A 25,924-nucleotide genomic window follows, 5' to 3' on the forward strand; every position below is an offset into this window, starting at 1 on the left:
GACGCCGTCAGCCTTCGATCACGTCCGCCATCGTGTACCGGCCGGGCGGCTTGCCGTGCAGGTACCACGACGCGCGCAGCGCGCCGCGCGCGAACAGATCGCGGCTGGTGGCGCGGTGCGTGAGCTCGATGCGCTCGCCGGGGCCGAGCAGGTGGACCGTGTGGTCCCCGATGACATCCCCGCCGCGCACGGCGAAGACCCCGAGCTCGCTCGGCTTGCGGGGACCGACGTTGCCCTCGCGGCCGTACACGTCGGAGAGCGCCGCGGCCCCGGCCGGCTCGCCCCCGCCGGCGTCGCCCCGGGCCGCGCGCACCGCGTCGGCGAGCCGGACGGCGGTCCCGCTCGGGGCGTCCACCTTGGCGCGGTGGTGCACCTCGACGATCTCGACGTCGAACCCCGGCCCGAGCCTTCGCGCGGCGCTCGCCGCGAGCTCGGCGAGCACGTGGATGCCGATGCTCGTGTTCGGCGACCAGAGGACGGGCACGTGCCGCGCCGCCTCGTCGAGCAGCCGCTCGCACGTGGCGTCGAGGCGCGTGGTGCCGCTGACCACGGCGACCTTGGCCCGCACGGCGAGGTGCAGGAGCCGGGGGAGCGCCTCGGGCCGCGAGAAGTCGATGACCACGTCCGCGCCGAGCAGCCCCGCGCTGGTGTCGTCGCTCATCGCCACACCGAGGTTGCCCGTGCCCGCGAGCTCGCCGACGTCGCGGCCGATGCGCGAGGATCCGCGCGACACGATGGCGCCCACGATCTGGGCGCGCTCGCCCGCGGCGAGCCGGACGATCGCCTGCCCCATCCTGCCGCTCGCGCCGTGGACGGCGACCTTCAGCAAGCGCACCTCCTCGGCCGCGGCCGCCTCCAGCAGCGTGCCCATGGGCACGCCTCGGTGATCTCCGTTGGATTTCACGACGCCCCGCGCCCCGCCTCGAGCCGCCGCAGCGCCTCGCCGATCTGCTGCCGGGTCGCCTCGCTGGCCGGCGAGAGAGGCAGCCGGACCGCGGGGCTCATGCGCCCCATCGCGGCGAGCGCGACCTTGGCCGGGGCGGGGTTCGGCTCGACGAACATCAGGCCGTGCAGCTCCAGGAGCGACAGGTGGGCCGCGCGCGCGCCCGCGAGGTCGCCCTCCAGGAAGCGCCGGGTCACCGCGCTGACCTCGCGCGGCAGCACGTTCGACGTGACGCTGATGACGCCCTGCGCGCCGAGCGCCATCATCGCGAGCGTCAGCGCGTCGTCGCCGCACAGGACCGTGAGCCGGTCGCCGAGGCGCCGCACGAGCTCCTGGCAGCGGAGCACGTTGCCGGTGGCGTCCTTGATGCCGACGACGTTCGGCGCGGCGGCGCAGATGCGCTCGGTCGTCTCGGCGGACAGGTCGACGCTCGTTCGCCCCGGGACGTTGTAGAGCACGATCGGCCCCGAGACGGCCCTGGCCACGGCGAGCAGGTGCTCGCGCAGCCCGTCCTGCGAGGGCCTGCTGTAGTACGGCATCACGACCATCACGCCATCGGCGCCCGCGGCGAGCGCGGCGCGCGAGGTCGCGATGGTCTTCTTCGTCGAGAACGAGCCCGTCCCCGCGAGCACCGGCACGCGGCCGCGGGCCTTCTCGACGACGCGCTGGATGACGGCGCTCGCCTCCGCCTCGGTCAACGTCGGTGATTCGCCGGTGGTCCCGCACGGCACGAGCCCGCTGACGCCGCCCGCGATCTGCGCCTCGACGAGCGCGTCCAGCGCTTCGAAGTCGACGGCCTCGCCATCGGGCGTGAACGGGGTGACCAGGGCGGTGAACGTTCCCGACAAGGGGAGCTGCTTCATGGTAGGGCGACCATGCTCGCCACCGGGGGGGCGCGTCAACAGGGGAGGACCGTAGGATCGCGGGCGCCACGCTCTCCGCCGCCTCGCCGCCGCTCCCGCCCGAGGCACGGCGCCGCTCGGGCCCGGCCGTGGCCGCATCGCGCGCGCCGGCCCGGACGCCCGCAGCGTCCGGGTCGCAGGCTTCCGGGTGGGAGGCTGAAGAGGGGTGGGGATCTGCTACCCTGGCTGGTGTGGCGGCTCGCCGCTCCGGACGGCCTGTCCGGGCGCGTCAGGTCCCCCGAGAGCCCCGGCCATGGATCTCACCCAGTACATCAAGAGCATCTCGAACGCGGCCAGCACCATCCTGGAAGGGATGGCAGTCACGTTCTCCCATCTGTTCCGGGAACCCATCACCGTCCAGTACCCCGACAGGACGGATCGCCCTGTCAGCGAGACGCTGCCCCCGCGCTACCGCGGCTTCCTCGAGGTGCAGATGGACATCTGCACCGGCTGCAAGCGCTGCGAGCGCGCGTGCCCCATCGAGTGCATCGCCATCGACCTCGAGAAGGACCCGGCGACCAAGAAGCAGGCGATGAGCCGCTTCGACATCGACATGGGCAAGTGCATGTACTGCGGCCTCTGCGTCGAGGCGTGCAAGACCGAGTCGACGGGCGCGATCCGCCACACCCGCGAGTTCGAGGGGGCGGCGCCGACGCTCGATCACCTCACCTTCCGCTTCATCCCGGAGGGGCTGGTGCCGCTGTACAAGGCGCCAAAGGACCTCGGCGAGGTGCCTGTCGGCGAGTACGGCCCCCACGCCCGCGAGGCCCGCGAGCGCGCCATGCGCGACAACCCCGCCGTCCTGGAGGAGCTGCGCGCCCTCTGGCGCAGCGAGAACAGCAAGAGCAAGGGGGACGGCAGCGGTGAGGCCGGCGGCGGCGGGGCCGGCGGCGGCGGGGCCGGCGGCGGCGAGGCGGGGAGCGCGAAGGCCGGCGCGGGGAGCGCGAAGGCCGGCGCGGCGTGAACGCGGGGTGTTCCCCTTGATGGGGGGTAGGTCGCGGTCTAACGTCCCGGTTCTCCTCACATGCCCTCCCTGAGCGCACTCGCTTTCCTTGGGCTCGCCGCGCTGACGCTCGGCTCCGCCGGCGTCGTGGCGTTCTCCAGGAACATCATCCACTCCGCGCTGGCCCTGCTCGGCACGTTCCTCGGCATCGCCGGGCTGTACGTCTTGCTCTCGGCCGATTTCCTCGCGGCGACGCAGGTGCTCGTCTACGTCGGCGGCACGCTCACGCTCATCCTCTTCGCGGTGATGCTCACGAGCCGCATCGAGGACATGCGGGTCTCCAACCCGCGCGGCGGCCTCGCGGTGGCGTTCGCCCTGGTCACGGCGGTGCTCCTCCTGCTCGGCAGGGTGGCGACCCGGACCCCCTGGCCCGCCGAGGCCAGGCCGGCGATGCCGTCCACGGCCAGGCTCGGGCACGCGTTCCTCGGGGAGTACCTGCTCCCGTTCGAGATCGGCTCGGTCGTGCTGCTCGCCGCCATGATCGGCGCCGTCGTGCTCGCGCGCCGCGCGGTCAAGCGCGCGTGGGAGAGGGAGTAGGCGCCGTGGAGATCGGCCTCATCCACTACCTCAGCGTCGGCGCCGCGCTCTTCGGCCTCGGGCTGCTCACCGTGATGACGCGCAAGCACGCGGTGGGCATCCTCCTCGGCGTCGAGCTCATCCTGAACGCCGCCGCGCTGAACTTCGTCGCGTTCGAGCACTTCGTCGCGGGCGGCGTGTCCGGCCAGGTGTTCACGGTCTTCATCATCGTCCTCGCGGCGAGCGAGGCGGCGATCGCGCTGGCCATCGTGCTGCAGGTGTACCGCAACCGCCGCACCATCATGGCCGACCAGCTGACATCCCTGAAGAACTGACGCGGAGCGGTCATGCGTGCGGAAGCGCGCGCGGCGCGTCGGCGCGCCGGGCTCCGCCCCCCACGCGACCGCGCGCTGGGCGGCCGCCGCCCACGCGGCCGCAGAGGGGGCGCTTGACGCGACCGCGTTTCCATCCGTCGAGGTGGGCGCTCGATCCCACCGACAAGCAGGAAAAACCTGACCTTGCTAAGCGCCTGTGGACGACCCACGTTCAATCCATGCAGAACCTATCCAAGTCGGAGCTGGTGGGGTTCGTGGAGCTCGAGGTCGGCTCGCTTGCTGTGCAGGTACCCATTCGCGCCGCGGAGGCGGCGAAAGAGCTCCCGCTCGCATCATTCGAGGCCGAAGGGGACAGCTGCGCCATCCTCGTGCGAGGCGACACGTCCTCCAAGGCGGTCGAGGTCGCGCTGCGGCATGCGGCGCAGGAGGCGGTCAAGCACCTGTCGAAGAAGCTGCTCAACTAACGCGGCGGGCGATGCGCCCCGCGGCCCGGGGGGGTGGGCTGCGGGACACCGCCTCCGCGTCCGAGCGATCCTCCGGGAAGCGGGATCCGTGCTGAGGGGCGGCGCGGGCCAGGTTCCGCTGGTCATCCAGCGCGCAGCAAGCTAGGAGCGGGCGCATGGTCGAGCCCACCTGGTTTGCAAAGAGCTGATGGACGCCCCGCAGACGCCGAAAATCGCGGGACGCACGCACGAGCGCTGGGCGCGCGCCCGGCAGATCCTTCTACCGGTCCTTCTGCTCGGGGCCGCCGCCTTCTTCGCCAGCTTCGTCCATCGCTTCTATCCGATACAGCAGTGGCTCTTCTGGCGCTACGCCGGCTACTGGCTCCTCTGCGGGCTCTGGTCGGCTGCCTGCGTGTCCGCCGGCCACTTGACGCTCAAGCTCGTTGTCGGCCGCCCCCTCCCGATCGTCGAGCATCTCGTCACGAGCTTCGCCATAGGCGTCTTCGAGTTCGCCTTCCTCATGAGCGTGGCGGGGCTCCTCAAGCTCTATGGCCCCGCGCTCTTCGTGCTCCTGCCCTTGATGATGCTGGGCGCGGGGTTCGTCCCGCTGCGGCGCTACCTTGCGCGGGTCGTCCGGCACGTCCGCCACGGGCGTCGGCGAGCGCCGCCTCCGCCGGCCTGGACTTACGCGGTCCTCGCGCTCGGGCTGCTCGGGGCGGGCATGGTGTACTTCGTCATCCTCACGCCGGAGAACGTCCAGTTCGACTCGCGCTGGAAGCACCTGGCGCTGGCGGAGGAGTACGCCGTCACCGGCGGCGTTCGCCGGTTCCCCGAAGGCTGGACGGTCGAGACCTACCCGCACCTGGCGACCTTCGTGTACTCGTGGGCCTTCCTCCTGCCGGGCGGGATCGTCTTCGACAAGGTCGAGCTCGCCGCGCACATGGAGTACGTCGGGTTCCTCTCGACCCTGGCCGCCATCCCGGCCGCCGTGCGGCTCATGATCCCCCGCGGGCTCGGGCCGTATGCGCTCCGGCTCTCGTGGGCGGCGCGCTTCCTCTTCCCCGGCATCTTCCTCTACGACTCCAGCCTGAGCGTCGGGGGCGATCACATCGCGTCCATCTTCGCGCTCCCGGCGTTCACCCTGCTGATCCGCGCCTACCGGGAGCTCTCGCCCCGCTTCATCGCGCTGCTGATCATGGTGCTCGCCGGCGCCGGGCTCACCAAGTACACGGGCGCGGTCATCCTGGTCCCCTTTCCCGCGCTCTTCCTCGGCGCGCGAACGCTCGTCCTTGCCTACCGCTCGCTCCGAGGAAAGGTCGATCCTGCGATCCGCAAGAACTGGTACCTCGGTCCGCTCGTCGCGGTCGCCGCGGGCCTGTTCTTCACGTCCACGCACTGGGCGAAGAACCTGGTCTATTACGGGGACCCGCTCTATCCCACGCTGTACAAGTACCTCTCCCTGCGCCCCTGGACCCCGGACGCGGCCAACATCTTTGAATGGGGCTACAAGGATTACCAGTTCTGGCGGCCAGATCGGAACCTGGATGGGGTGCTGCGGACGCTCCGAGCGCTCGTCGACTTCTCCTTCATCCCGAACGACTACCCGCGCTACCACGGCAAGGTCCCGACCTTCGGGTCGCTCTACACGCTGCTGCTCCTCTGCCTGCCCTTCCTCAAGGGGACGAGGCGCATTTGGCTGCTCGTGGGCTACGTGCAGGTGGCCCTCCTCTGCTGGTACTGGACGCACCACCAGGACCGGTATCTCCAGGCGATCGTCCCGTACATGGCGGCGGCGACCGCGGCCACGATCGCGCTGCTCTGGCGTGCGGCAAGCGAGAGCCGGCTCGCGACCCTCGCGACGAGGACGAGCCTCGGCACGCTGGTCGGGCTGCAGGTCGTGTGGTCAGGCGATATCTACTTCATCCCCGGCCACGCGATGGTGAAGTCGCCGATCAAGGCCGTGGTGGACCTCCTCGGGCAGGGGTACGCGAAGCGCTACACGCAGCGGTTCAATATCTACCCGACGTTCCAGTCCATCTCGCGGGCGCTCCCCGAGGGCGCGCGCGTGCTGCTGCACGACAACCACAACCACCTCGGCATCGGCGCCGAGACGCTGTCGGACTGGAACGGCTGGCAATACGGCATCAGCTATGGCCGGCTGCGCACCCCGCGCGAGGTCTGGGACCTCCTGAAGGGCATGGGGGTGACCCATGTCGCCTGGGACACCCAGGTCAGCAAGGGGTGGGACACGGTCGCCGGAGATCTCATGTTCTTCGACTTCGCGCTCAAGCGGACCGTGAAGCACTCGAAGCACCGCGGCATGACGCTCGCCGAGATGGGGCCCGCGCCCGATCCGGACACCCCGTTCCCGACCACGGTCGCGTACCTGGGCTGCGGCAACGCCTACAAGTCAGGCCTCTACGAGCTCAGCGACCTGACGGTGCCGGTCTTCGGACCGAACAACCGGGCGTTCCCTGCGCCCCGGGTGAGCGGCCCCCCTGGCGGCGCGAGCGCGGCGGAGCTCCTGAAGCAGGCGGCGTTCGCCGTCGTCGATCCGAAGTGTCACCCGTCGCTGCCCGCCGATAAGCGCGACTTCATGCTCGCTGCCAGGCGGCGCGTGCTCCTGGGCGGGAAGGGGAAGCTCGACCTCTACGTGCGCAAGGGCGGCGGGCCGAGCACGCCCGCTGCGGCGAAGCCGCCGGCGCCGACCCCCGCTGCTGCCGAGGATCCGGTGGCGCCCGGCGAGGAAGAAGACCTCTCCAACGAGGAGGAAGAAGACCTCTCCAACGAGAACGAGCGCTGATCCGCCTCACGGCCGGAGGTGTCCGCAGGCTCGCGGACGGCTTCCGGCCACGGCGTCGCGGCGCGCGCGCTGCCGCCGGGGTTTGCCCCTGGCCGCGGGAGAGGTGTTTGCGAGCCGCCCGGCCAGGGGCGAGGGGGGCGCCCGCGGGGGTGGGCCCTGCCGAGCCCGCCCGCGAGGGAAGGCGCGAGGCGCGAGGCGACCCTCAGGCCGCCGTGCGCCTCGCCACGCAGAAGACCGACAGCCCGAAGCGCGGCCGGTACCCGCGCGCGATGAGGTCGACCTCCGCGCGCAGCACCGCCCCGAGCGCCGACGAGGCCAGGCCTGACCTCGGCGACGACTGCTTCGCGCTGCCCTTGCCGGGGCGCAGCATGCGCGCGGCGCTCCAGGCGGCGCGCGAGCCGACGGCGGCGGGAAAGAGCAGCTGATTGAAGTAGGCGCAGGCCTCGACGTGGAAGGCGGCCGGCAGCGCGCGACGGAAGGTGCCGGCCGTGTAGCGGCGGAAATGCTGCAACGCGCGGTCGTGATCGCTGAACAGCCACGGATACGCCGGCACCGTGGCGACGAAGATCCCGCCGGGGTTCAGGTGATCGTGGATCCACTGGAGCGCGCCGCGGTCGTCCTCGATGTGCTCGATCACGTCGAGCGCGCAGATCACGTCGTAGCGCCGGTCGAGCTCGAACGGGACCGACGTGCTGTAGAGCGTCCGCGCCGCGCCCGTCCTGGCGATCGCGTCCTGTCCGAGGGGGCTCACCTCGATGGCATCGACGACCCCGAACTCCGTCAGGACACCCAGGTTCTGGCCGACCCCGGCGCCGACCTCCAGCATCTCCAGGGGGCGCTTTCCAGGGCTGAACTCACGCACCAGGTGAGCGAGCAGCCGGGACCTCCCCTTCTTCAACCAATCGCCGGATTCCTCGGAGTACTGCTGATACGCTGTGGTTTCCATCCGCCTCTATCACTTTGCCTGCGGGGTGCCTTCTTCCTCCAAGGGCGATTCTGCCCCGGCAGGCGACTCTGCCCCTGCCCCGGCAGGCGATTCTGCCCCGGCAGGCGATTCTGCCCCGGCAGGCGAGCTCGGCTCTGCCGCGGTGGTCTCGGGCGGCGGGATCGGGATCTCGATCGTCAGATCGTCCACCTTGGGCTGTTGCTGCTGCTGCGGGGGCGGTCTTCGCGGCTTCTTCGGCGGCGGCGCCCGCCGCTTTCGCGGCGGAGACGGTGCGACGGCGCTGGCCGAAGGATGTCCGGGATCGACCGCCCGCGCGGCCGGCGGCGTGTCGCTGGGCTGAGGCGCGGGCGTGGGCGCGGGCGGCGGCTCGGGCTCCGGCGTGGCGGCCGGCGGCTCGGGCGCGCTCGTGGCCGCCGGCGCGTCCTGCGGCGGGAGCTGCGAGCGGACGACCTGCCAGGCGACGAAGCCGGTGAGGGCCAGGAGCGCGAACGCCACCCAGCGAACGAGCCGGCGCCGACGCGAGCCTGCGTCGAGCTCGGGGAGGATCCCTTCGTGCGCCAGCCCGCTCACGCTGGAGCCCTTCACCCAGTGGCCCGTCGTGATGTCGGACGGCACGGCGGGCTCCGACCAGGCCGGAGCCGGCGCGATCGGTTGCGCGGGCGGACGTGGCGCGTGATGCGAGGCGGGAGGTGAGGCGAGCTCGCCGCCGACCGTGCCGGCAGGCGCTCGCCCCGCGCCATCACGGCGCTGCAGCTGCAGCGGCTCGCTCGGGGGCACCTCGTCCTCGGCCGACTCCACGCCCGGCGGCGTGGGGGCCCGCTGCGAGGGCGGCGGCGCCGCGGCCGGGGACGCGGGCGGTGCGGTCGCCGCGGCGGGCACGTCGCTGACGGGCGTGGACGCCGCGAGCTCGGGTGACGCGGGCGGCTGCGGTGCGAGCGCTGCGGGCGTGGGCGGCGCGGGCGGCGCCGACAGCTCGGAGCGCGGCTGGTCCACGTCGGTGTCCAGCGGGTCGTTCTCGAAGTCGGCGATGTCGACGTCGACGAGGGAGGGCGCACTGTCGGCTGCTGCGCGGTGCGGCGCTTCGGCGCTCGCCGGCGGCCCCGGCGGCGAGACCGGCGTCGCCTCGGGCCTCTCGTCCACCACCGCGGGCGGCGTCTTGCTCCGCGGCGGGGAGAGGGGTGCGCTGGTCGAGAGCGGTGCGCTGCCGGCGGAGAGCGGTGCGCCGGTGGAGCGCGGGGCGCCGCCGGCGGAGAGCGGTGCGCCGGTGGAGCGCGGTGCGCCGCCGGCGGAGAGCGGTGCGCCGGTGGAGCGCGGTGCGCCGCCGGCGGAGAGCGGTGCGCCGGTGGAGCGCGGTGCGCCGCCGGCGGAGAGCGGTGCGCCGGTGGAGCGCGGTGCGCTGCTGACGGAGAGCGGTGCGCCGGTGGAGCGCGGCGCCGGTGGTCGCTGGGAAGCGGTGTCGCCGAGCCGCGGTGGCGCCGGAGGCGGCCCGCCGCGTCGCGCTGAGAGGGGCGTGCGCTCGCTGAGCGGAGGCGTGGCCTGCGGCCGCTCGCTGAGCCGCGGCGCGACAGGGGGCCGCTCGCTGAGCCGCGGCGCGACCGGTGCCCGCTCGCTGAGCCGCGCGCTCGGCCCCCCCGGCAGCGGAGTCGCTGCCCTGTCGGCGGATCGCTCGCCCGGCATCGGCTCCGGCGATCGCGAGAGGCCTCCGCCGGTCGGAGCGGCCACGCGGGGGACGGGCGGCGCCTTGGGGATCGACGAGCCCGTCGCCGGCCGCGGCGCGGCCGCCGGCGGGCGGGTGGGCGACGGCCGCGGCGGCGCCGGCGGCATCGGCGGCGGTCGCGGTGAGCTCAGGGCGCCCTGGGACTCCGTCGACAGCTCGGCGACGCGGGCCAGCGACTCGGCGAGGTCGCGCGCGCTCTCGAAGCGGCGCGCCGGGTCGCGGTCGCAGGCTCGCGCGAACCACGCGTCGAAGCTCGGTGGCAGCTCCGGGTTCACCCTCGAGGGGACCGGGATCTCGCCGATCGAGATCTTGATCAGCAGATCGCCCACCCCCTCGCTGTCGAACGGGAGCTCGCCCGTCACGCACTGGTAGACGATGACGCCGAGCGCCCAGAGATCGGCGCGATAATCGACCTCCCGGAGCCCCTTCACCTGCTCCGGGCTCATGTAGTGCGGTGTGCCCATGAGCGTGCCGGCGGTGGTCCGCTTGATGGCCCGCTTCCCCGACTGCGCCCGCACCTTGGCGATGCCGAAGTCGAGGATCTTGACGATCTCGTCGTCCTCGTTCGCGGAGATGAAGAAATTTTCCGGCTTGAGGTCGCGGTGCACGATGCCGGCCCCGTGCGCGCGGGTGAGCGCGCGCGCGACCTGGGTCACGATCCGCGACGTCTCCTGGAGCGAGAGGCGGCGGCGCCGCGCGAGCCGCTCGAAGAGGTCCTCGCCCTCGAGCAGCTCCATCACGATGAACGGCTGCTCCCCCGCGATGCCGTGATCGAGGATCTGCACGACGTGCGCGCTGCGCAGCTGGGCTGCAGCCGTCGCCTCACGGCGGAACCGCTCGCGCGCCTCCTCCTGCTTCGCGAGCTCGGGATCGATCAGCTTGACCGCGACCTGCGTGCTGAGCGCCAGGTGCTCGGCGACCCACACCGAAGCTTGCGCACCCTGCCCGACGGGTCGGATGAGGCGGTAGCGCTCGCTCAGCACCTGACCAGCTGCGATCGACACGGCGGCAAAAGCCTACGTCGAGGGGAACATCCCTGTCGAGTTCCTGCGCTGACGTCAGACGCCCGGGCGAACCGTTTCCCTGATCAGCTCGCGCCACTCGTCGTGGGTGAGCTCGGGGTAAATGTAGTCGCCCTCGAAATTTGTATGGTGCAAGAGGAGCCGGGCGACGTTCGCGATGCGCGCCGCGACGTCGCCGTCCGGCGCGACGTTCGCGAGCGCCTCGGTCGCCTCGCGCAGGGCGGCGTGGTGCTTCAGCGCGACCTGGACCTCCTCGGCGAGGCCGTGCGCCTGGAAATGCGGGAAGATGGCCGCCTCCTCGTAGCGCATGTGACGCTCCATCGGCCCGCGGAGGAACGCGAGCAGGCCCTCGCGCTCCGCGCACGCCGCGGCCGGAGAGCGCTGCGCCAGCTGGATGAGCTTTCCCGCCATCTCCCGAGCGCGGTCTTCCTCCTGGAAGAGCTCGGCCACCATCCGGTCGAGTTCCATGATGCGCGGGCCCTCGTAGTCCAGATCGCGAGGAAGGTCGAGCGAGGCGCGGCGCGGGCCCGCGCGCAGGGCGCGGACCGCGCCGGCGCGCCTTCAGTCGCGCGCCTCGTCGCGGTCGTCGCGCGCCTTGTCGCGCGCCTCGTCGCGGGCGCGGACGATCGAGGCGAGCCTGCCGACGATGCCGTTCGCGACCATCGTGAGGACCTGCTTCTCCAGCGCCTGCCGCTCGCTGGGCCGGCCGCCGAACGAGATGCGCGAGCGGGCGGTGGGGCCGCCGACGACGCGGCCGACCAGCGTGCAGCTCACCCGGTGGACGTCGCCGCGCGTCGCCGAGGTGAACTCGACCACGCGCGCGCTCAGCACGACCGACTTGGCCTTGCCGAAATCCGCCTCCTTCGCTGCGCTCCTGAGCATGCCGCGCAGCGCGCGGGCCCGCTCTTTCTGGCGTTCGCCCGCGGGCACATCGACGCTCTTCCACTCGACCCGGGTGCCACGGGCAAGGCTCTCCGCGGGCGAGACCGTGAGCGTGGTCAGGGCCATCACCGCCGAAAGCAACCATCTCGACGCGCGCCGCATGGGAGCACGCTAGTGAACCGCGCGCTCGCCGGCCAAGTTCGCGCACCGGTCCCGAGGGGCTCGCGCACCGGTCCCGAGAGGCGCGCGCACCGGTCCCGGCGCGGGCGGCTGCTCCGGCGCAGCGCGGGGCGCCCCGGCGCGCCCCTCGGCGCGCTCGCGCCGCGATCCGGCCCGCGCTATGCCGTGGCCCGGAAGCGAGGAGCGATGGAACGGAGCTCGCCGGGGGCAAGTCGACGAGGAGGGCGCCTGCGCGCGCGGGCAGCGCGCTGGTGCGGGCGGCGCGGATGGATCGCGGCGCTGCTCGCCGTCGCCGTCGCGCCCGCCCCCGCGCGCGCGCAGGCGCAGCGCCCGGGCGGCGCGGCCGTGGGCGCCGCGGAGCAGCCCGCGGCGGGCCCCGTGAAGAAGCCGGCGGCGGGCCCCGCGAAGGTGAGCGACAAGCGCGCCCCCATCGCGCGCTCGCCGCGGTGGACCGCCGCGACGCCCGACGAGATGCTCCGCGCCGCGCTGGCCCGGGCGCAGCGCGGCGGCGACGACGCCATCCCGGGGCTCGTGATCGCGGCGGCGCTCGCCGAGCGCGCGGCCGAGGGCCGCGCCCGCGAGGGGCTCGCGCGGATCGCGCGGTCCTCCTCGCCGCTCGCCGACGACGCGCGCTGGCTCGCCGCTTCGCTCACCCCCGAGCCACAGGCCGCGGCGTGGCCCGGCGCGCGCGCCGTGTCGTACGACGCCCCCCCGGACGCATCAGGGCTCGTCAAGGCGTTCGCCATCCTGGGGCCGTTCCAGGACAACTCGGGTGACGGGCTCGCGCGCCGCGAGGGCCCCGAGGCGGACGGCCGGCGCTTCTCGGACATGGGCGCCCGCTACTCCTGGGGCGTCTACGACGTCGCGTGGCGCCGCGTGCTGCCCGCCGCGTCGACCGCCCGCGGCGTGCCGCTCGACCTCTACATCCACCCGCGCGCCGAGAGCTGCACGTACCTCGCCTCCCGCGTCACCATCCCGCCCGCGCTCGATCGCGCGCCGATCCTCGCCCACGTCGCCGCGACCGGAGCGGTGCGCGTCGCGTGGGACGGCGCCGACGTCGCGTCGAGCGACGCGTCCCACGAGCGCCTCGTGCTCGACCGCATCGCCGCGCGGATCGAGGCGCCCGCGGGCGATCACCTGCTCGCGCTGAAGGTGTGCACCGGCGCGATCGCCGACGCGGGGCGGGTCCGCGTGCGCTTCACCGACGAGCAGCGCCGCCCGGCGCCGCTCCCGACCTCGTCGGATCTCTCGCCGCTCCGGGCGCCCCCGGCGGCGCCCTCGAGCGTGACCGTCGTCAAGACGGCGCTCGACAGGGCGCTCGACGTCGGCGCGAACGAGCCGCTGGATCGGGTCCTCTCGGCCGCCGTGGTGCGCACGCTCGGGGGCGCGGACGACCAGCGATCGCCGCGCGCGCCCGGGCTGCTCGATCGCGTGACGCGGGCGCCGGAGGTCTCGCCGGACGCGCTCGCGATGGCGGGGTGGGTGTCCCCGTTCGGCGCGAACCGCAGCGGCTGGCTCGAGGCCGCGCGCGCCCGCGGCCTCACCGAGAAGGATCGCGCCTCGGCGGCCTTCGCCCAGCGCAGGCTCGTCGCCGCCCACCTCGCGTCGGGCCGGGTCGACTGGGCGGCCGCGGCGCTGCGCGAGCAGCCGCTGCGCTCGGCGCGCGATCCCGAGGCGCGCGTCCTCAGGGCGCTCGTCAAGAAGGAGCTCGCGCCGTCGGGGCTCGGCCGGGCGGCGCTCGAGGAGCTGCTCGCGATCGAGCGCCAGCAGAAAGGCCGGACCCCTGTCGTCGTCTGGCAGGAGATCGCGGCCGCGGCCCGGCGGGACCCTGCCCTCGAGCTCCGGGCCGCGCAGCGGCTCGCCGAGATCGCGCCCGAGTCCCGGGGCGCGCCCTACGTGCTCGCGTTCGAGCACCAGGGCGGCGCCGCGATGGAGGTGGCGGCCGCCGGCGCGCTCGCGCAGCAGACGTCGGCCGAGGACGTGATCCGCATCGGCCGCGCGCTCCACGACGCGGGCCGCGGCGCGTGGGCGCGCGAGGTGCTGTCCTACGCCGCCCACATCGCGCCGAACCAGGCCGGCGCGTTCCGGTCGCTCGCCGCGGCCCGGCAGGGCACGGCGGGCGGCCCGTGGGCGGCCGCGGCGAACGCCGCGCTCGCGCGCGCGCGCGACCTCGCGCCGGGCGACCCGTCGCTCCGGGCGGAGCTCGCCCTCCGCCTCGGCGAGGGCTCGCCCTCCGCGCCCGGCCGGCGGCGCATGCGCGACGAGCAGCACCTCGTCGCGCCCGAGATCTTCCTCGCGCGGGCGCGAGGGGCCCCGGCGAAGGTCGGGGAGGTGGCCGATCGGCAGCTCCACTGGGTGCGCGCCGTGACCTACCACCCGGACAAGCGCGTCTCACAGCTCATGCACTACGCGCGCGAGATCGTCATCGAGCCGCGCTCGGATCAGGAGCTCTACGAGCGCGACATCCCCACCGAGGGCGCGCAGACCGAGCTGCTCTTCGCGCGCGTCCACCGCAAGGACGGCTCGGTGGCGCAGCCCGACGAGCAGGGCTCGGGCGGGGCGAGGCCGTTCGTACGGTGGCCCAGGCTCAGGACGGGCGACGTGGTCGAGGTCGCGGTGCGCTCCTGGACGCCGGGCCCCGTCGGCCGCCGCGGCGACGCGCCGTTCTACTTCATCGACTACGTCGGCTCGACCGACACGCGGCCGATCCTCTACAACGAGGTCGTCGTCGACTCGCCGAAGAGCGACCCGCTGGCGATCGATGTCCTGAACGGCAAGGCGGAGCGGGTGCTCCGGTCCGAGGAGGAGGGCCGCGAGGTGACGCGGTTCATCTGGGACGACCCGCCCGAGGTGCCCGAGGAGCCGCTCGCCCCGCACCTCGCGGAGGTGCTGCCGGTCGTCGTGGGGTCGACGTTCCACGGCTGGCACGACTTCCGGGAGTGGTACCGGGGCGCGGTCGCGGGCTTCACCGAGCCCGACGACCAGGTCCGGCGGCTCGCCGCCGAGCTCACGAAGGGCAAGGTGACGCGCGAGGACAAGCTGCGGGCGCTCTTCGACTTCGTGGCGGACGACATCCGCTACGTGAACTTCGTGTCGGGCGAGTGGTGGCTGCCGAACCGGCCGCAGGAGCTCCTGGCCCGGCGCCAGGGCGACTGCGACGACAAGGCGATGCTGCTGATCACGCTGCTCAAGTCGATCGGCATCGAGGCGACGGAGGTGCTGGTGCAGACGCGCTACACGGGCCAGCCGTCGCTCTTGCGGAGCGAGGTGGCGGCCATCCCGGCGTTCGATCACGGCATCGCGTACCTCCCGGGCAAGGGGGGGGCGCCCGGCCTGTGGCTCGACGCGACGAGCCCGCAGAGCCGGCTCGGCCCGCTGCCGGCGATGGACGCGCGCACGCTCGCGCTGTTCGTCGACGACGGGCCGCCGAAGATCGTCGAGACGCCGGCGAGCTCGCCCGCCGACCACGGCGTCGACGCCGCGTGGACGATCGCGCTGCACCCGACGGGCGCCGGCGAGCTCGCGGCGAGGGAGCGGCACATCGGCGACGCGGCGTTCGAGCTCCGGTCGAACCTGGCCGAGGCCGACGCGCGCGCGCAGTGGGTCGAGCAGTACCTCGCGTACGGCTGGTTCCCGACCATCCAGGTGAAGCCGGAGGTGACGTTCCGGGGTGATCTCCCGCAGGGGGCGGCGTCGCTCGCGTTCGAGGCGCGCTCCGAGGGGCTCGCGCGCCGCGAGGGCGCGGAGCTCGCGGTGCCCCTCGCGGGCAGCTCCACGCTGACGTCGCAGCTCGCGCCGCTCGTGAAGCGCGCGCTGCCGGTGGTGCTCCCGCCGAGCCTCGCGCCACGCCACCACCACCGGACGATCACGATCGTCGCGCCCGCGGGCTACACGTTCGCCGAGCTCCCGCCCGGGGGCGACGAGGACGGCGGCGAGTTCGGCCGCGCGACGCTCACGTTCGAGAGGGTGCCGGGCAAGGACGCGGTGGTGGTGAAGGAGCGCGTGGTCGTCGATCGCTCGACCATCCCGGTGGCTCAGTACGCCGCCTGGCGCGGCTGGCTGCAGCGGGTCGACGGCCTCCTGCACCGGATGGTGCGGCTCGTGCCCTCGGACGGCCGAGGCCGCCAGGGTAGCGGCGCCGGGCGGGCGCGCTGAGCGCGTCCCCTCGAGCCGTCGCGGCCCAGGTTGGTACCGTTCTGGCTAGTCGTGCCGGGGCGCACGCACGTACCCACGCTGCCCAGGGGAGGGGCTCCCGTCATGTCGCTCGAAAAGTACCGCCGGTCGCGGATGATCGTCCTGAGCCCGCGCTCGACCGCCTACGAGGCCGTCAGGGCGATGGTCGACAACCACGTCGGCGCCATCCTGGTCCACGACACGCAGCAGCTCGCCGGCATCGTGACCGACCGCGACATCGCGATCGAGGTCGTGGCAGGCGAGCTCGACGCGCGCAGCACACCGCTGCATGACATCATGTCGGACGACGTCGCGGCCCTCGAGGTGAGCGCGTCGGTCGAGGACGCCGTGCGCACGATGCGCGAGCGTGCGTGTCGGCGCGTGCCGATCATCGAGAACGGCCGGCCCGTCGGGCTGGTCACGCTCGACGATCTGCTGGCCGACGGGGTCATCGACGCGCAGGCCGCCGGAGCCGTCGTGAGGGCGCAGCTCGAGGTGGCCGCCCGGTTCAAGCCCGAGGGCGCGACGCACCCGGGGGAGCCCGCGCGCCCGGAGATCTCGCGCCCGGTGCGATCCATCACCCGGCGCAAGGCGCGGGCGGACAACGCCTACGGCCGGCTGCTCCGCGCGGTCGAGCGGCACAGCGGCCTCCAGCAGCGCGACCGCGCCGAGCTCGCGCTGCAGATCGTCCTCGGCCACCTGTGCCGCCGGGTGACACCCCAGGAGGCGCGGCACCTCATCGCGCAGCTCCCTTCCAGGCTCCACCCGTCGCTCGATCCGTTCCTCGACGGGCCGGACAAGCGCATCACCACGGACACCATCGAGGAGGCCGTCGCGCGCGAGCTGCAGATGGACCGCGAGGCGGCCAGCTTCGTGCTCCAGTCGATCTGCGAGGCGGTCGCGGACAGCGTGTCCGCCGGGGAGATCGAGGGCTTCCGGGGTCAGCTGCCGCTCGAGATGAAGGACCTGTTCCCGCCGACCCCGCTCCGCCGGGCGGGCTGACCCGCGCCGGCGGGAGGCGCCGCACGCCGGGGGGCCCGCCGCGTTACCCCTGCGGCCAGACCACGCCCCGCGCGCGCAGGTCCGCGACCGTGTCCGCCAGCGTCTCCAGCGGGTCGCGCGGTGTCCAGTCGAGCTCGCGCCGGGCCTTGGTCGCGTCGAGGTACCAGAAGTGCTGGCCCATCTCCGCCGACACTGGATCCACCGGCAGATCGATCGGCAACCGCTTCCGCGCCTGCTCGATGAGGTGCGCGCCCGCCTTCGCCAGCGCGACGCTCCGCGGGAGCCGCAGGGCGGGGGCCGGGACGCCCGAGATGCGCGAGAGCCGGCGGAAGAAGACCTCCAGGCTCATGTTGGCCGCGCCGAGCAGGTAGCGCTCGCCCGGGCGGCCCTTCTCCATCGCCAGCACCATGCCGTGCGCCGCGTCGCGGGCGTCGACGAAAGAGAGGCCGCCCGCCGGGACGAAGGGCAGGCGGCGCTCGAGGAAGCTCACCACGTCCCCCGTCGAGGCGCCGTGGACGTCGCCCGGGCCGAGCAGGATGCTCGGGTTGACGGCGACGACCTCGAAAGCCGGGCCGTTGCGGTCGAGGGCCGCGCGCTCGGCGTAGAGCTTCGAGCGGTAGTACGGCCAGCGGGCGATGAGGTCGATCGGCGGCTCGGCCGTCTCGTCGCGGATGTCGTTCGGATCCCGGCTCACCGCGACGACGCCGCTCGTGCTCGCGACCACCGCGCGCTTCACGCCCGCGTCGCGGCACGCGTCGAGGGTGATCTTCGTCCCCTCGACGTGGATCCGGTAGAGCAGCTCGGCGTCCTCGCGGCGCCGCGAGACGCGCCCGGCGCAGTGGAAGAGCCCCTCGCAGCCCTCGGCGGCGGCGCGGACCGACGCCGCGTCGAGCACGTCCCCGCGGCGGACGAGGGCGCCCGCCCCGGCGAGCGCGGGCGCCTCCGTCCGGCAGAGCGCCACGACCTCGTGGCCTGCCCTGCGGAGCTCCGCGACGAGGTGCGAACCCAGGAAACCGGTGGCGCCGGTGACGAGGTAGCGGCTCATGCGAGGTCGAACACCTTCTGGAAGGTCTGCAGGAGGGAGATGTCGTTCGATTTCACGAGGCCCGTCATGAACTCCATCGGGCTCGGCGTGTAGGCCTCGCGGACGATCTTGGTGAAGATCTCGGGCGTCGTCTTGAGCACGCAGTCCGCCTGCTGGCTCGGCTTGCCGACCCGCGCCTCGCAGCCGGCCGGATCGATCCGCAGCGTCCACTTCGCCTCGTCCTCGTTCCCGAGCGTGACGTAGTAGGTGATCGGCTGCGTGACCCGCCCCGCCACGTACTTGCCCTCGAGCTCGCGGAACAGGAGCGTGAGCGGGTGCTCCTTCGTCCCGGCGGCCTGGTCGATGCTCTCGACCCGGCGCAGGTCGAGGGCGCCTCCGTCCCGCAGCTTGATCACGGCGAGCTGGGTGAGCTCCGCGACCTTGCGGCAGGCGACCGCGTACTTCATCCCGGCGGTGAGGCGGCGCAGGTCGGCGATCTCGAGCGGCGGCCCGATGCGGGCGAGCAGGTCGCGGCGGATCGGGACGGTGCGCCCCTTGGGGAGCGCCTCGTAGGTCCCGCCGAGGTAGAGCGGCAGGATGTCCACCCCGTGCGTGAGCGCGAGGTGCCCGATCGCCGGCTTGAACTCCAGGATGGCGCCGTCGGGGCTGCGCGTGCCCTCGGGGAAGAGCAGCACGGTCCGCCCGCTGTCCAGGATCTCGCCGGTCTGCCGCAGCGCCGTGCGGAGGCCGCCCTTGCGGTCGAACGGCGCGAGGTTCGTGAGGTTCTCGAAGTAGGCGCGCCGCCAGCGGTTGCCCTCGAAGAAGTAGTCCTGCGCGGCCAGCGAGACGAGGCCGTCGCCATAGCTGCCCAGCGCGTACTTCACGAGCCCCATGTCGAGGTGGCTCGCGTGGTTCGAGATGACGATCGTGTGCCGGTTGTGCGGGATGAACGCGCGCCCGTAGACCTTCGGGCGCATCACGTTCCCGTAGAAGCCGGACTGGACCTTGTTCATCCAGTGCTTGGCGAAGTCGGCCACCGGGCGGGGGATGTAGATGGGCTCCTCTCCCGGCTTCACCCTCGGCCCCGGCGGCGCCGCGCCGGCGTCGTGCGCCGGGGTCGCGGCGGAGGCCTCGGCGGCCGCCGCCGAGGCCTCGGCGGCGAGGCGCGTGAGGATCGCCTTCACCTCCGCGCGCTTCACCTGCCCGGACGCGGTGCGCGGCAGGTCGGCCTCCTGGAGGTGCACGACCGCGGGCTGGCTCGGCTTCGGCAGCGCCTGGATCGCCGTCCGGAGCGCCTCGAGCGCGCGCTCGTGCTGCGCCGCCCGCAGGGCCGCCTCGTCGTCGCCGTCGAAGCCGGCCTCCGGCGCCCTGGGGACGGCGAGGCACGCGACCTGATGATCGCCGCCGCGGCCGCCGTCGATGCCGACGATCGCGAGCTCCCGGACGTGCTCGACCTTGCCGAGCAGGCGCTCGACTTCGTCGGGGTACACGTGCTCGCCCTTCACGACGATGACCTCGTGCTGCCGGCCGACGAGGATGAGCCGCCCCTGCTTGTCGAGCTTGCCGAGATCGCCCGTGTGCAGCCACCCGTCCGCGTCGAGCGCCGCCTGGGTCGCGTCGGAGGCGTCGGCGTAGCCCTTCATGACGTTGGGGCCCCGCGCGAGCACCTCGCCGACGCCGCTCGCGTCCGGGTTCGCGATCCTGAGCTGCACGCCCGGGATCGGCTTGCCGACGTGCCCCGGCGACCCGGCCGGTGAGGGCCTGGCGACGGTGAGGAGCGGCGCTGCCTCGGTCAGGCCGTAGCCCTCGGCGAGCGGCAGGCCGAGGCCCTTGAACACCGCGGCCGTGTCCTTCGGGAGCGCCGCGCCGCCGGAGATCAGGAAGCGGACGTTGCCGCCGAGCGCGTCGTGGACGCTGCCGAAGAAGAGCCGCCCCGCGTTCAGCCCCAGGCGCTTGCCGAGCATGCGGTTCAGCTCCATCGCCCAGCTGAACGCGGCCGCCGCGGCGGGCCCCTGCTCCTTCACGCCGGCGACGATCCTGCGCTCCAGCATCTGCCAGAGCGCCGGCACGCCGACCATCGCCGTGACGCGCGCCCTCTTCAGCCCCTCGCCCAGGCGGTCGCCCAGCCGGTCGCTCGAGGGCTCGTCGAGGTAGATGACCCGCGCGCCCTGCGACAGCGGCAGCAGCAGGCCGCAGGTGACCTCGAAGGTCTGGTGGAGCGGCAGCACGCTGAGCACGCGGTCGCGCGCCGTGAGCGGGAAGAGCGGGGCGAGGGAGGCGAGCAGCGCCGTGAAGTTGCCGTGCGTGAGCAGGACGCCCTTCGGCTCCCCGGTCGTGCCGCTCGTGAAGACGACGCTGGCGACGTCGTCCTTGCCCAGGCGCGCGTCGGGGGGCGCGAGCCCGTCGCCCGAGGCCGGGCCCAGGTCGCCCGCGCGGCCGTCGGGGAAGCCGGCCAGGTCGAAGGCGTGGAGCTCGGGCAGCGCCTCGCGCACGGCCGCGCCGAGGCGCTCCTCGACGCGGCGGTCCCAGAGGACGATCCTCGCCGTCGACGCGCGGACGACGTCCGCGAACGCCCTCGCGTCGAGCCCCGGATCGACGGGCACGGCCACGGCGCCCGCGCGGAGGATGCCGAAGTACGCGACGGGCCACGCCGGCTGGTTCGCGCCGGAGAGCGCCACGCGGTCGCCGTGGCGCACGCCGAGCGCGGCGAGGCGCGCGGCCGTCCTGCACGCCGCGTCGCGGAGCTCGCGGTAGCTCGTGCGCGACAGCCCGTCCTGCTCGATCTGCTGCAGGGCGAGCGCGTGATCGTGGCGCTCGGCGATCTCGTCGAGCAGGTCGACGAGGCTGTCGTAGGCCCGGAGCGGCTTGATCTCGCGGCGGAGCATCTGCTCCATGAGCGGGAAGGCCCACTTCTCCAGGCCGGGGAGGTGGACCCTGAAGATGTAGTCGCGCCAGTCGATCTTCTCCGGCTCCCAGGTGAAGCGCGCCCGCTCCTCGGGCGGCATGCGGGCCATCGCCGCGCGCGTGTTGGCGCAGGAGAAGACCCAGTCCGCCTCCGCGACGAACGGCATGAACACCTCGAGGAGGGAGGCCGTCTTCTGCTCCGCCCTGGCGGCGCCCTCCAGCGCGGCCGACGCCGGCTTGAGGACGGCCGCGGCGGGGCCCACGCTGGCCGCCTTGAGCAGGCTGCCCAGGCCGCGGAGCGCGCCCTCGATGGCGCGCGCGCCGTGCGCGCCGTACTGCTGCTTGGTCAGGCCCCGCGGCTCGAAGCGCGACGACACGACGTCGAACAGCGCGGTCTTCTTCCCCTCGAACACCTGCCGCCGCTTGTAGAGCCCGGCGAGCTCCAGGTAGCGCGTCACCCGGCAGCCGTTCGTGTCGGTCGTCCCGTACTGGTACACCGCGGGCGCGCGCCCCTCGATGAGCTCGCAGAGCGAGGCGATCATGCCGCTCGCGACCATGTCGACCGGGATGAGGTCGAGCCGCACGTCGTGGTCGCCGGGGAACTGCACCTGCCCCTTGGAGGCGAGGTAGAGGTAGGGCGCCGAGGTGTTGATCCCCTCGTTCCAGCCGCAGAACGGGAACTCGACGGCGGTCTCGACGACGGCGGGCCGGACGATGGTGAACGGCAGCCCGGAGCTCGCGAGCACCTGCTCGCCGATGCTCTTCGTGTAGGTGTAGATGTTGGTCCACCCCCAGAAGAGCGCGCGCTCCTTACCGGCCTCGACGAGCCGGTCCTTGATGAACTTGCGCTTGACCCGGGCGAGCTCGTTCTCGAGCGCGCTGCCGCGGCACGGCTCGCCGCGCGCCGCGAGGTTGGCCTTGGCCTCGTCGAGGAAGGCGCTCTGCCGGAAGGCGTCCTCGCACCGCTGGCGCGCCTGCTTCACGAGGTCGAGGCACTCGCTGATCTCGCGCTGCGGATCCCAGTGCGAGCGATCGAGCGTCCGCTTCGGGCAGGCGGCGCCGAACCACGTCTCGCCCGCGGCGCGGGGGAAGGGGATCTCGGCCGGGTGGTTCTCCTCGATGAGGCCGGAGCGGTACCCCGCGACGTAGCAGGTGCTCGTGTGCATCAGCTTGGCGCCGAGCGCCCGCCCGAGCTCGACCAGGTTGCTGACGCCGAACGCGTTGACCTCAAGGGCCTCGTCGAGCGGGGGGTTGAAGTCGACGACGCCGGCGACGTTCACGACCGCCGCGATCTGGCCGGTGAGCTCCCCCACGCGGTCGCCGAGCCCGAGCATCGGCAGGCCCACGTTGCCGTTCATCGGGGTCACCTTCTGCCGGAGGTACTCCTCGAAGGCGGGCCCCGGGTGCTGCTCGCGGATCGGATCGAACACCGGCGAGGTCGCGATCTGCGACCAGAAGCGCTCCTCGGGCGACTGGTCCCCCTTGGCCCGGACGAGCAGGTAGATGTGCGCGATCTCGGGGAACCTCGCGAGCAGCATGGCCAGCCAGACCTTGCCGAGGAACCCGGTGCCTCCGACCACCACGAGCCGCTTGCCCGAGAGCACGTGAGACGGCACCAGCGGCGGGACCGCCGCGTTCTCTTCGCCGCGGGCTCCACCCGGCAACCCCGGCACCGCCCCTCTGGCCCCAGCCCCGTTCGTAACACCCATATGGCTCATCGAGACTCCAGGAAGGCCGCTCAATTCGCGCCTGGGCCGGAATGCGTCAAGGGCGAGGTGCCGCGAACCACGGTACGCGCCCGCCGGGCACGCGGTTTGCTCGGCTTTGGGGCGGGTTGAGTGGTGAAATTGAAGATGTTGCGAGGGAGTTGACGCGGTGCTCTGGGTGCGTCGTGCGCTGGTGCGGCGTGCGGGGCTCGTGGCAAATCGGGCGCGCTCGGCGGAATGGGTTGCCGGCGCGGGGCGGGCGACCCAAGCAGTGCGGCCCATGATCTTCGGCGCGCACGAGTCGGTGGCCGGCGGTCTTCACCGCGCGATCGCGCTGGCGGGAGAGGACCGATGCGAGGCGATGCAGATCTTCACCAAGGTCTCGGGCCAGTGGCGTGAGCCGGCCCTGGGCGCGGACCAGATCGCCGCGTTTCGCGCCGCGCGCGCGGCCTGGGCGGGCGCGGGGCGGACGCTCGCCCACGCGAGCTACCTCATCAACCTGTGCGCCGACGACGCCTCGATCCTCGAGCGCTCGCGGGAGGCGCTGTTCCAGGAGCTCGCCCGGTGCGACGCGCTCGGGATCGACTTCGTGGTGTTCCATCCGGGCGCGCACCGCGGCCTCGGCGAGGAGGCCGGGCTGGATCGCATCGGCGAGAGCCTCGCGACGGTGCTCGCGCGGGCGAAGGGGCTCCGCGCCACGCTGTGCATCGAGAACATGGCCGGGCAGGGGACGACGCTGGGCGATCGCCTCGATCAGATCGCCGCGATGATCGAGCGCGCCGGGCCGGAGCGCGCGCGGCTCGGGGTCTGCATCGACACGCAGCACGCCTTCGCGGCGGGGCACGATCTGCGGAGCGAGGCCGGCTACGAGCGGTTCTGGGCCGACTTCGACCGGCTGCTCGGCAGGGACCGGCTGCGGTGCATGCACGTGAACGACTCGAAGGCCGCGCTCGGCCAGCGGCTCGACCGGCACGAGCGCATCGGCGACGGGGAGATGGGCCTCGTGCCGTTCTGGCGCCTCGCGAACGACCCGCGGCTCGCGGACGTGCCGGCGGTGATCGAGCTGCCGCCGCTGTCGAAGGAGCGGCGCGGCTACGCGGAGGAGATCGACCGGCTTCGCCGCCTCCGCGGCGCGGCCGAGCCGCCGCCCGCGCCGTCGCAGCGCGCGCCGGAGGCGCCGCGCCCGGCGAGGCGAGGCCCCCGCGCGCGGCGGGGGTGAGCCTCACGGGCGAGCGGGCCGGTGCGGCACGCGGACGCCCTTCTCGTCCGCGACGCGGATCGCCGTCTCGTACCCCGCGTCCGCGTGGCGGATGATGCCCATCCCCGGGTCGATGGTCAGCACCCGCTCCAGCCTGCGGGCGGCGGCCTCGGTGCCGTCGGCGACGATCACCACCCCGGCGTGCAGCGAGTTGCCGATCCCGACCCCGCCGCCGTGGTGGAAGCTGACCCACGACGCGCCGCCGGCGGTGTTCGCGAGCGCGTTCAGGAGCGCCCAGTCGGCGATCGCGTCCGAGCCGTCCCTCATCGCCTCCGTCTCCCGGAACGGCGACGCGACCGACCCGCAGTCGAGGTGGTCGCGCCCGATCACGATCGGCGCCTTCACCCGGCCGGCGCGCACGAGCTCGTTGAAGGCGAGCCCGACCCGCGCGCGCTCGCCGTACCCGAGCCAGCAGATCCGGGCCGGGAGCCCCTGGAACGCGATCCGCTGCTCGGCGAGCTCGATCCAGCGCCGGAGATCGGGATCGCCCGGGACCGCCTCGAGCACCGCGCGGTCGGTCGCGAGGATGTCCTCCGGATCGCCCGAGAGCGCGACCCAGCGGAACGGGCCCTTGCCCTGGCAGAACAGCTCGCGCACGTACGCCGGGACGAAGCCGGGGATCGCGAAGGCGTCCTCGCAGCCCGCCTCCAGCGCGCAGGCGCGGAGGTTGTTGCCGTAGTCGAAGACCTCGGCCCCGCGCCGCTGCATCGCGAGCATCGCGTCGACCTCGAGCCGCATCCCCGCCTTCGCGCGCGCGACGTACTCCCCCGGATCGCGCGTGCGGAGCTCCGCCGCCTGCTCGAGCGTGAGCCCCGGCGGGATGTAGCCGACGAGCGGGTCGTGCGCGGCGGTCTGCTCGGTCACGAGGTCCGGCGTGACGCCGCGGCGGACGAGCTCCGGGTAGACGTCGGCGGCGTTGCCGCAGAGGGCGATCGAGCGCGGCGCCCCGCGCTCGGCGCTCTCGAGGACGGCCTCGAGCGCGCGATCGAGGTCGTCGATGCGCTCGTCGACGTAGCGGGTGCGGAGCCGCTTCTCGATGCGCGCCGGGTCGATCTCGACGCCGAGGCAGGCCATGCCCGCCATGGTCGCGGCGAGCGGCTGCGCGCCGCCCATGCCGCCGAGGCCCGCCGTGAGCACCCAGCGCCCGCCCCCCGGGACGCGCGCCGCGTGCGCCTTCCGCGCGGCGACGAACGTCTCGAAGGTGCCCTGCACGATGCCCTGCGAGCCGATGTAGATCCAGGAGCCCGCGGTCATCTGCCCGTACATGGTCAGGCCGAGCGCCTCGAGCCGCCGGAACTCGTCCCACGTCGCCCACCGCCCCACGAGGTTCGCGTTCGCGAGGAGCACGCGGGGCGCGTCCGGGTGCGTGCGGAACCGGCCGACCGCCTTGCCCGACTGCACGAGGAGCGTCTCGTCGTCGGCGAGGTCCCGGAGCTCGCGGACGATCACGTCGAACGCCTCCCACGAGCGCGCGGCCTTGCCGGTGCCCCCGTAGACCACGAGATCCTCCGGCCGCTCGGCGACCTCCGGATCCAGGTTGTTGTGGAGCATCCGGAGCGCGGCCTCCTGGACCCACCCCTTGCAGCTCTTCTCGCTCCCGCGCGGCGCGCGCACCACCCGGGCCCCCTGCTCTCCGGTCGCCATGCTGTCCTGTACTCCAGCCGCTCCGAGGCGACCAGGAGGGGAGGCCGCCCCGCGGGGCGCCGGGCGCCCCTGCCGAGGGCGTGGCGTGATCCCGCTCGGGGCGACAGCGCCTCCTCCAGGGGCGCCGGCTTCGTCCGAACCGGAGTATGCTGGCGCCGGGCGCGGCGTTCGCCCCTCTGCGGGAGACTCCATGATCTCTTCCCTCCGTTCGGCACGTGCGCGTCGCTCGCTCGGTGCTCTTCCGCTCGCGGCCATGGTGCTCGCCCTCGCGGGCGCGGGCTGCGGCAAGGTCGGGTGCTTCGAGTGGACGGAGCACGAGGGGGCGTGCCCCTCCCAGGACGAGGCGCTCGCCTACTTCGGCAGCACCGCGTGCGACGGCGAGGTCGCGTCGGTCGACAGCGAGCCCGAGTTCGACGGCGATTACTGCTGCTACGACATCACCAAGCGGGACTACGACGACTACGGCGTCTGCCAGGCCTCGCCCGACGGCCGCGCGTCGCCGCCGCCTTCGCCGTAGCCGG

Annotated in this window: 18 protein-coding genes; 9 read left to right on the forward strand and 9 right to left on the reverse strand. The window is 73.6% G+C overall.

Annotation, left to right across the window (positions count from 1 at the left end):
- Positions 1-7: 7 nt before the first annotated feature.
- Both dapB and dapA read right to left on the reverse strand, forming a co-directional pair.
- A complete protein-coding gene (gene dapB, locus WMF31_RS01205) occupies positions 8-829 on the reverse strand; it encodes a 4-hydroxy-tetrahydrodipicolinate reductase (RefSeq protein ID WP_436606504.1) in 822 nt (273 codons plus the stop codon).
- A gap of 71 nt (positions 830-900) precedes the next feature.
- Positions 901-1,806 carry a 4-hydroxy-tetrahydrodipicolinate synthase gene (gene dapA / locus WMF31_RS01210; protein WP_436600192.1) on the reverse strand — a complete coding sequence of 302 codons (906 nt, stop codon included), beginning with the start codon at positions 1,804-1,806 and terminating at the stop codon, positions 901-903.
- Between the two features lie 292 nt (positions 1,807-2,098).
- Here dapA and WMF31_RS01215 point away from each other — a divergent pair, with 292 nt between their 5' ends.
- The 5 genes from WMF31_RS01215 to WMF31_RS01235 all read left to right on the forward strand — a co-directional run bounded on the left by WMF31_RS01215 (position 2,099) and on the right by WMF31_RS01235 (position 6,945).
- Positions 2,099-2,809: a NuoI/complex I 23 kDa subunit family protein gene (locus WMF31_RS01215; RefSeq protein ID WP_436600193.1), complete on the forward strand. Its 711-nt coding sequence runs from the start codon at positions 2,099-2,101 to the stop codon at positions 2,807-2,809.
- Between the two features lie 60 nt (positions 2,810-2,869).
- The gene (locus WMF31_RS01220) at positions 2,870-3,385 is read left to right on the forward strand and encodes an NADH-quinone oxidoreductase subunit J family protein (RefSeq protein WP_129354421.1); all 516 of its coding nucleotides are present in this window, start codon (positions 2,870-2,872) and stop codon (positions 3,383-3,385) included.
- Positions 3,386-3,390: 5 nt separating this feature from the next.
- Positions 3,391-3,699 (forward strand): NADH-quinone oxidoreductase subunit NuoK, encoded by a 309-nt coding sequence (gene nuoK, locus WMF31_RS01225; RefSeq protein WP_129354419.1) that lies wholly within the window; start codon positions 3,391-3,393, stop codon positions 3,697-3,699.
- Positions 3,700-3,917: 218 nt separating this feature from the next.
- On the forward strand, positions 3,918-4,163 hold the full coding sequence (locus WMF31_RS01230) for a hypothetical protein (protein WP_129354417.1): 246 nt from the start codon (positions 3,918-3,920) through the stop codon (positions 4,161-4,163).
- 187 nt (positions 4,164-4,350) lie between these two features.
- Positions 4,351-6,945: a hypothetical protein gene (locus tag WMF31_RS01235; RefSeq protein ID WP_436600194.1), complete on the forward strand. Its 2,595-nt coding sequence runs from the start codon at positions 4,351-4,353 to the stop codon at positions 6,943-6,945.
- A 202-nt stretch (positions 6,946-7,147) separates the two neighbouring features.
- Here the strand turns inward: WMF31_RS01235 and WMF31_RS01240 are convergent, their stop codons facing one another.
- From WMF31_RS01240 to WMF31_RS01255, 4 genes are all read right to left on the reverse strand, one after another.
- Entirely contained in the window at positions 7,148-7,891 is a 744-nt protein-coding gene (locus tag WMF31_RS01240; RefSeq protein ID WP_436600195.1) for a class I SAM-dependent methyltransferase, read from the reverse strand.
- A 9-nt stretch (positions 7,892-7,900) separates the two neighbouring features.
- On the reverse strand, positions 7,901-10,612 hold the full coding sequence (locus tag WMF31_RS01245; RefSeq protein ID WP_436600196.1) for a protein kinase domain-containing protein: 2,712 nt from the start codon (positions 10,610-10,612) through the stop codon (positions 7,901-7,903).
- A gap of 54 nt (positions 10,613-10,666) precedes the next feature.
- Complete coding sequence (locus WMF31_RS01250; protein ID WP_129354409.1) at positions 10,667-11,098, reverse strand: hemerythrin domain-containing protein; 432 nt, start codon at positions 11,096-11,098, stop codon at positions 10,667-10,669.
- A gap of 93 nt (positions 11,099-11,191) precedes the next feature.
- A complete protein-coding gene (locus tag WMF31_RS01255) occupies positions 11,192-11,638 on the reverse strand; it encodes a hypothetical protein (RefSeq protein ID WP_436600197.1) in 447 nt (148 codons plus the stop codon).
- A 240-nt stretch (positions 11,639-11,878) separates the two neighbouring features.
- On the opposite strand from WMF31_RS01255, the gene WMF31_RS01260 reads away from it, so the two are divergent.
- Entirely contained in the window at positions 11,879-15,847 is a 3,969-nt protein-coding gene (locus tag WMF31_RS01260) for a transglutaminase domain-containing protein (RefSeq protein ID WP_436600198.1), read from the forward strand.
- Positions 15,848-15,949: 102 nt separating this feature from the next.
- Positions 15,950-16,867: a DUF2267 domain-containing protein gene (locus WMF31_RS01265; protein WP_436600199.1), complete on the forward strand. Its 918-nt coding sequence runs from the start codon at positions 15,950-15,952 to the stop codon at positions 16,865-16,867.
- A 43-nt stretch (positions 16,868-16,910) separates the two neighbouring features.
- Here the strand turns inward: WMF31_RS01265 and WMF31_RS01270 are convergent, their stop codons facing one another.
- On the reverse strand, positions 16,911-17,912 hold the full coding sequence (locus WMF31_RS01270; protein ID WP_436600200.1) for an NAD-dependent epimerase/dehydratase family protein: 1,002 nt from the start codon (positions 17,910-17,912) through the stop codon (positions 16,911-16,913).
- A complete protein-coding gene (locus WMF31_RS01275; RefSeq protein WP_436600201.1) occupies positions 17,909-22,411 on the reverse strand; it encodes an AMP-binding protein in 4,503 nt (1,500 codons plus the stop codon). Before WMF31_RS01275 ends, WMF31_RS01270 begins: the two co-directional genes overlap by 4 nt.
- A gap of 370 nt (positions 22,412-22,781) precedes the next feature.
- Between WMF31_RS01275 and WMF31_RS01280 the strand changes: the two genes are divergently transcribed.
- Positions 22,782-23,720, forward strand: a complete 939-nt coding sequence (locus WMF31_RS01280) for a deoxyribonuclease IV (protein ID WP_436600202.1) — start codon at positions 22,782-22,784, stop codon at positions 23,718-23,720.
- Between the two features lie 3 nt (positions 23,721-23,723).
- Here the strand turns inward: WMF31_RS01280 and hutU are convergent, their stop codons facing one another.
- The gene (hutU, locus tag WMF31_RS01285) at positions 23,724-25,403 is read right to left on the reverse strand and encodes a urocanate hydratase (protein WP_436600203.1); all 1,680 of its coding nucleotides are present in this window, start codon (positions 25,401-25,403) and stop codon (positions 23,724-23,726) included.
- 253 nt (positions 25,404-25,656) lie between these two features.
- On the opposite strand from hutU, the gene WMF31_RS01290 reads away from it, so the two are divergent.
- Positions 25,657-25,920: a hypothetical protein gene (locus WMF31_RS01290; RefSeq protein WP_436600204.1), complete on the forward strand. Its 264-nt coding sequence runs from the start codon at positions 25,657-25,659 to the stop codon at positions 25,918-25,920.
- Positions 25,921-25,924: the final 4 nt, after the last annotated feature.

The organism is Sorangium sp. So ce1036 (genome assembly GCF_051369805.1).
Classification (GTDB): domain Bacteria; phylum Myxococcota_A; class Polyangia; order Polyangiales; family Polyangiaceae; genus Sorangium; species Sorangium cellulosum_F.

What these genes read in the sequence shown, in the direction of transcription:
- WMF31_RS01280 (WP_436600202.1), top strand. Translation starts at nt 22,782, where the DNA reads ATGATCTTCGGCGCGCACGAGTCGGTGGCCGGCGGTCTTCACCGCGCG.
- WMF31_RS01265 (WP_436600199.1), top strand. Translation starts at nt 15,950, where the DNA reads ATGTCGCTCGAAAAGTACCGCCGGTCGCGGATGATCGTCCTGAGCCCG.
- WMF31_RS01240 (WP_436600195.1), bottom strand. Translation starts at nt 7,891, where the DNA reads ATGGAAACCACAGCGTATCAGCAGTACTCCGAGGAATCCGGCGATTGG.
- WMF31_RS01260 (WP_436600198.1), top strand. Translation starts at nt 11,879, where the DNA reads ATGGAACGGAGCTCGCCGGGGGCAAGTCGACGAGGAGGGCGCCTGCGC.
- WMF31_RS01290 (WP_436600204.1), top strand. Translation starts at nt 25,657, where the DNA reads ATGGTGCTCGCCCTCGCGGGCGCGGGCTGCGGCAAGGTCGGGTGCTTC.
- dapA (WP_436600192.1), bottom strand. Translation starts at nt 1,806, where the DNA reads ATGAAGCAGCTCCCCTTGTCGGGAACGTTCACCGCCCTGGTCACCCCG.
- WMF31_RS01230 (WP_129354417.1), top strand. Translation starts at nt 3,918, where the DNA reads ATGCAGAACCTATCCAAGTCGGAGCTGGTGGGGTTCGTGGAGCTCGAG.
- WMF31_RS01235 (WP_436600194.1), top strand. Translation starts at nt 4,351, where the DNA reads ATGGACGCCCCGCAGACGCCGAAAATCGCGGGACGCACGCACGAGCGC.
- WMF31_RS01255 (WP_436600197.1), bottom strand. Translation starts at nt 11,638, where the DNA reads ATGGCCCTGACCACGCTCACGGTCTCGCCCGCGGAGAGCCTTGCCCGT.
- hutU (WP_436600203.1), bottom strand. Translation starts at nt 25,403, where the DNA reads ATGGCGACCGGAGAGCAGGGGGCCCGGGTGGTGCGCGCGCCGCGCGGG.
- WMF31_RS01215 (WP_436600193.1), top strand. Translation starts at nt 2,099, where the DNA reads ATGGATCTCACCCAGTACATCAAGAGCATCTCGAACGCGGCCAGCACC.
- WMF31_RS01220 (WP_129354421.1), top strand. Translation starts at nt 2,870, where the DNA reads ATGCCCTCCCTGAGCGCACTCGCTTTCCTTGGGCTCGCCGCGCTGACG.
- WMF31_RS01250 (WP_129354409.1), bottom strand. Translation starts at nt 11,098, where the DNA reads ATGGAACTCGACCGGATGGTGGCCGAGCTCTTCCAGGAGGAAGACCGC.
- WMF31_RS01270 (WP_436600200.1), bottom strand. Translation starts at nt 17,912, where the DNA reads ATGAGCCGCTACCTCGTCACCGGCGCCACCGGTTTCCTGGGTTCGCAC.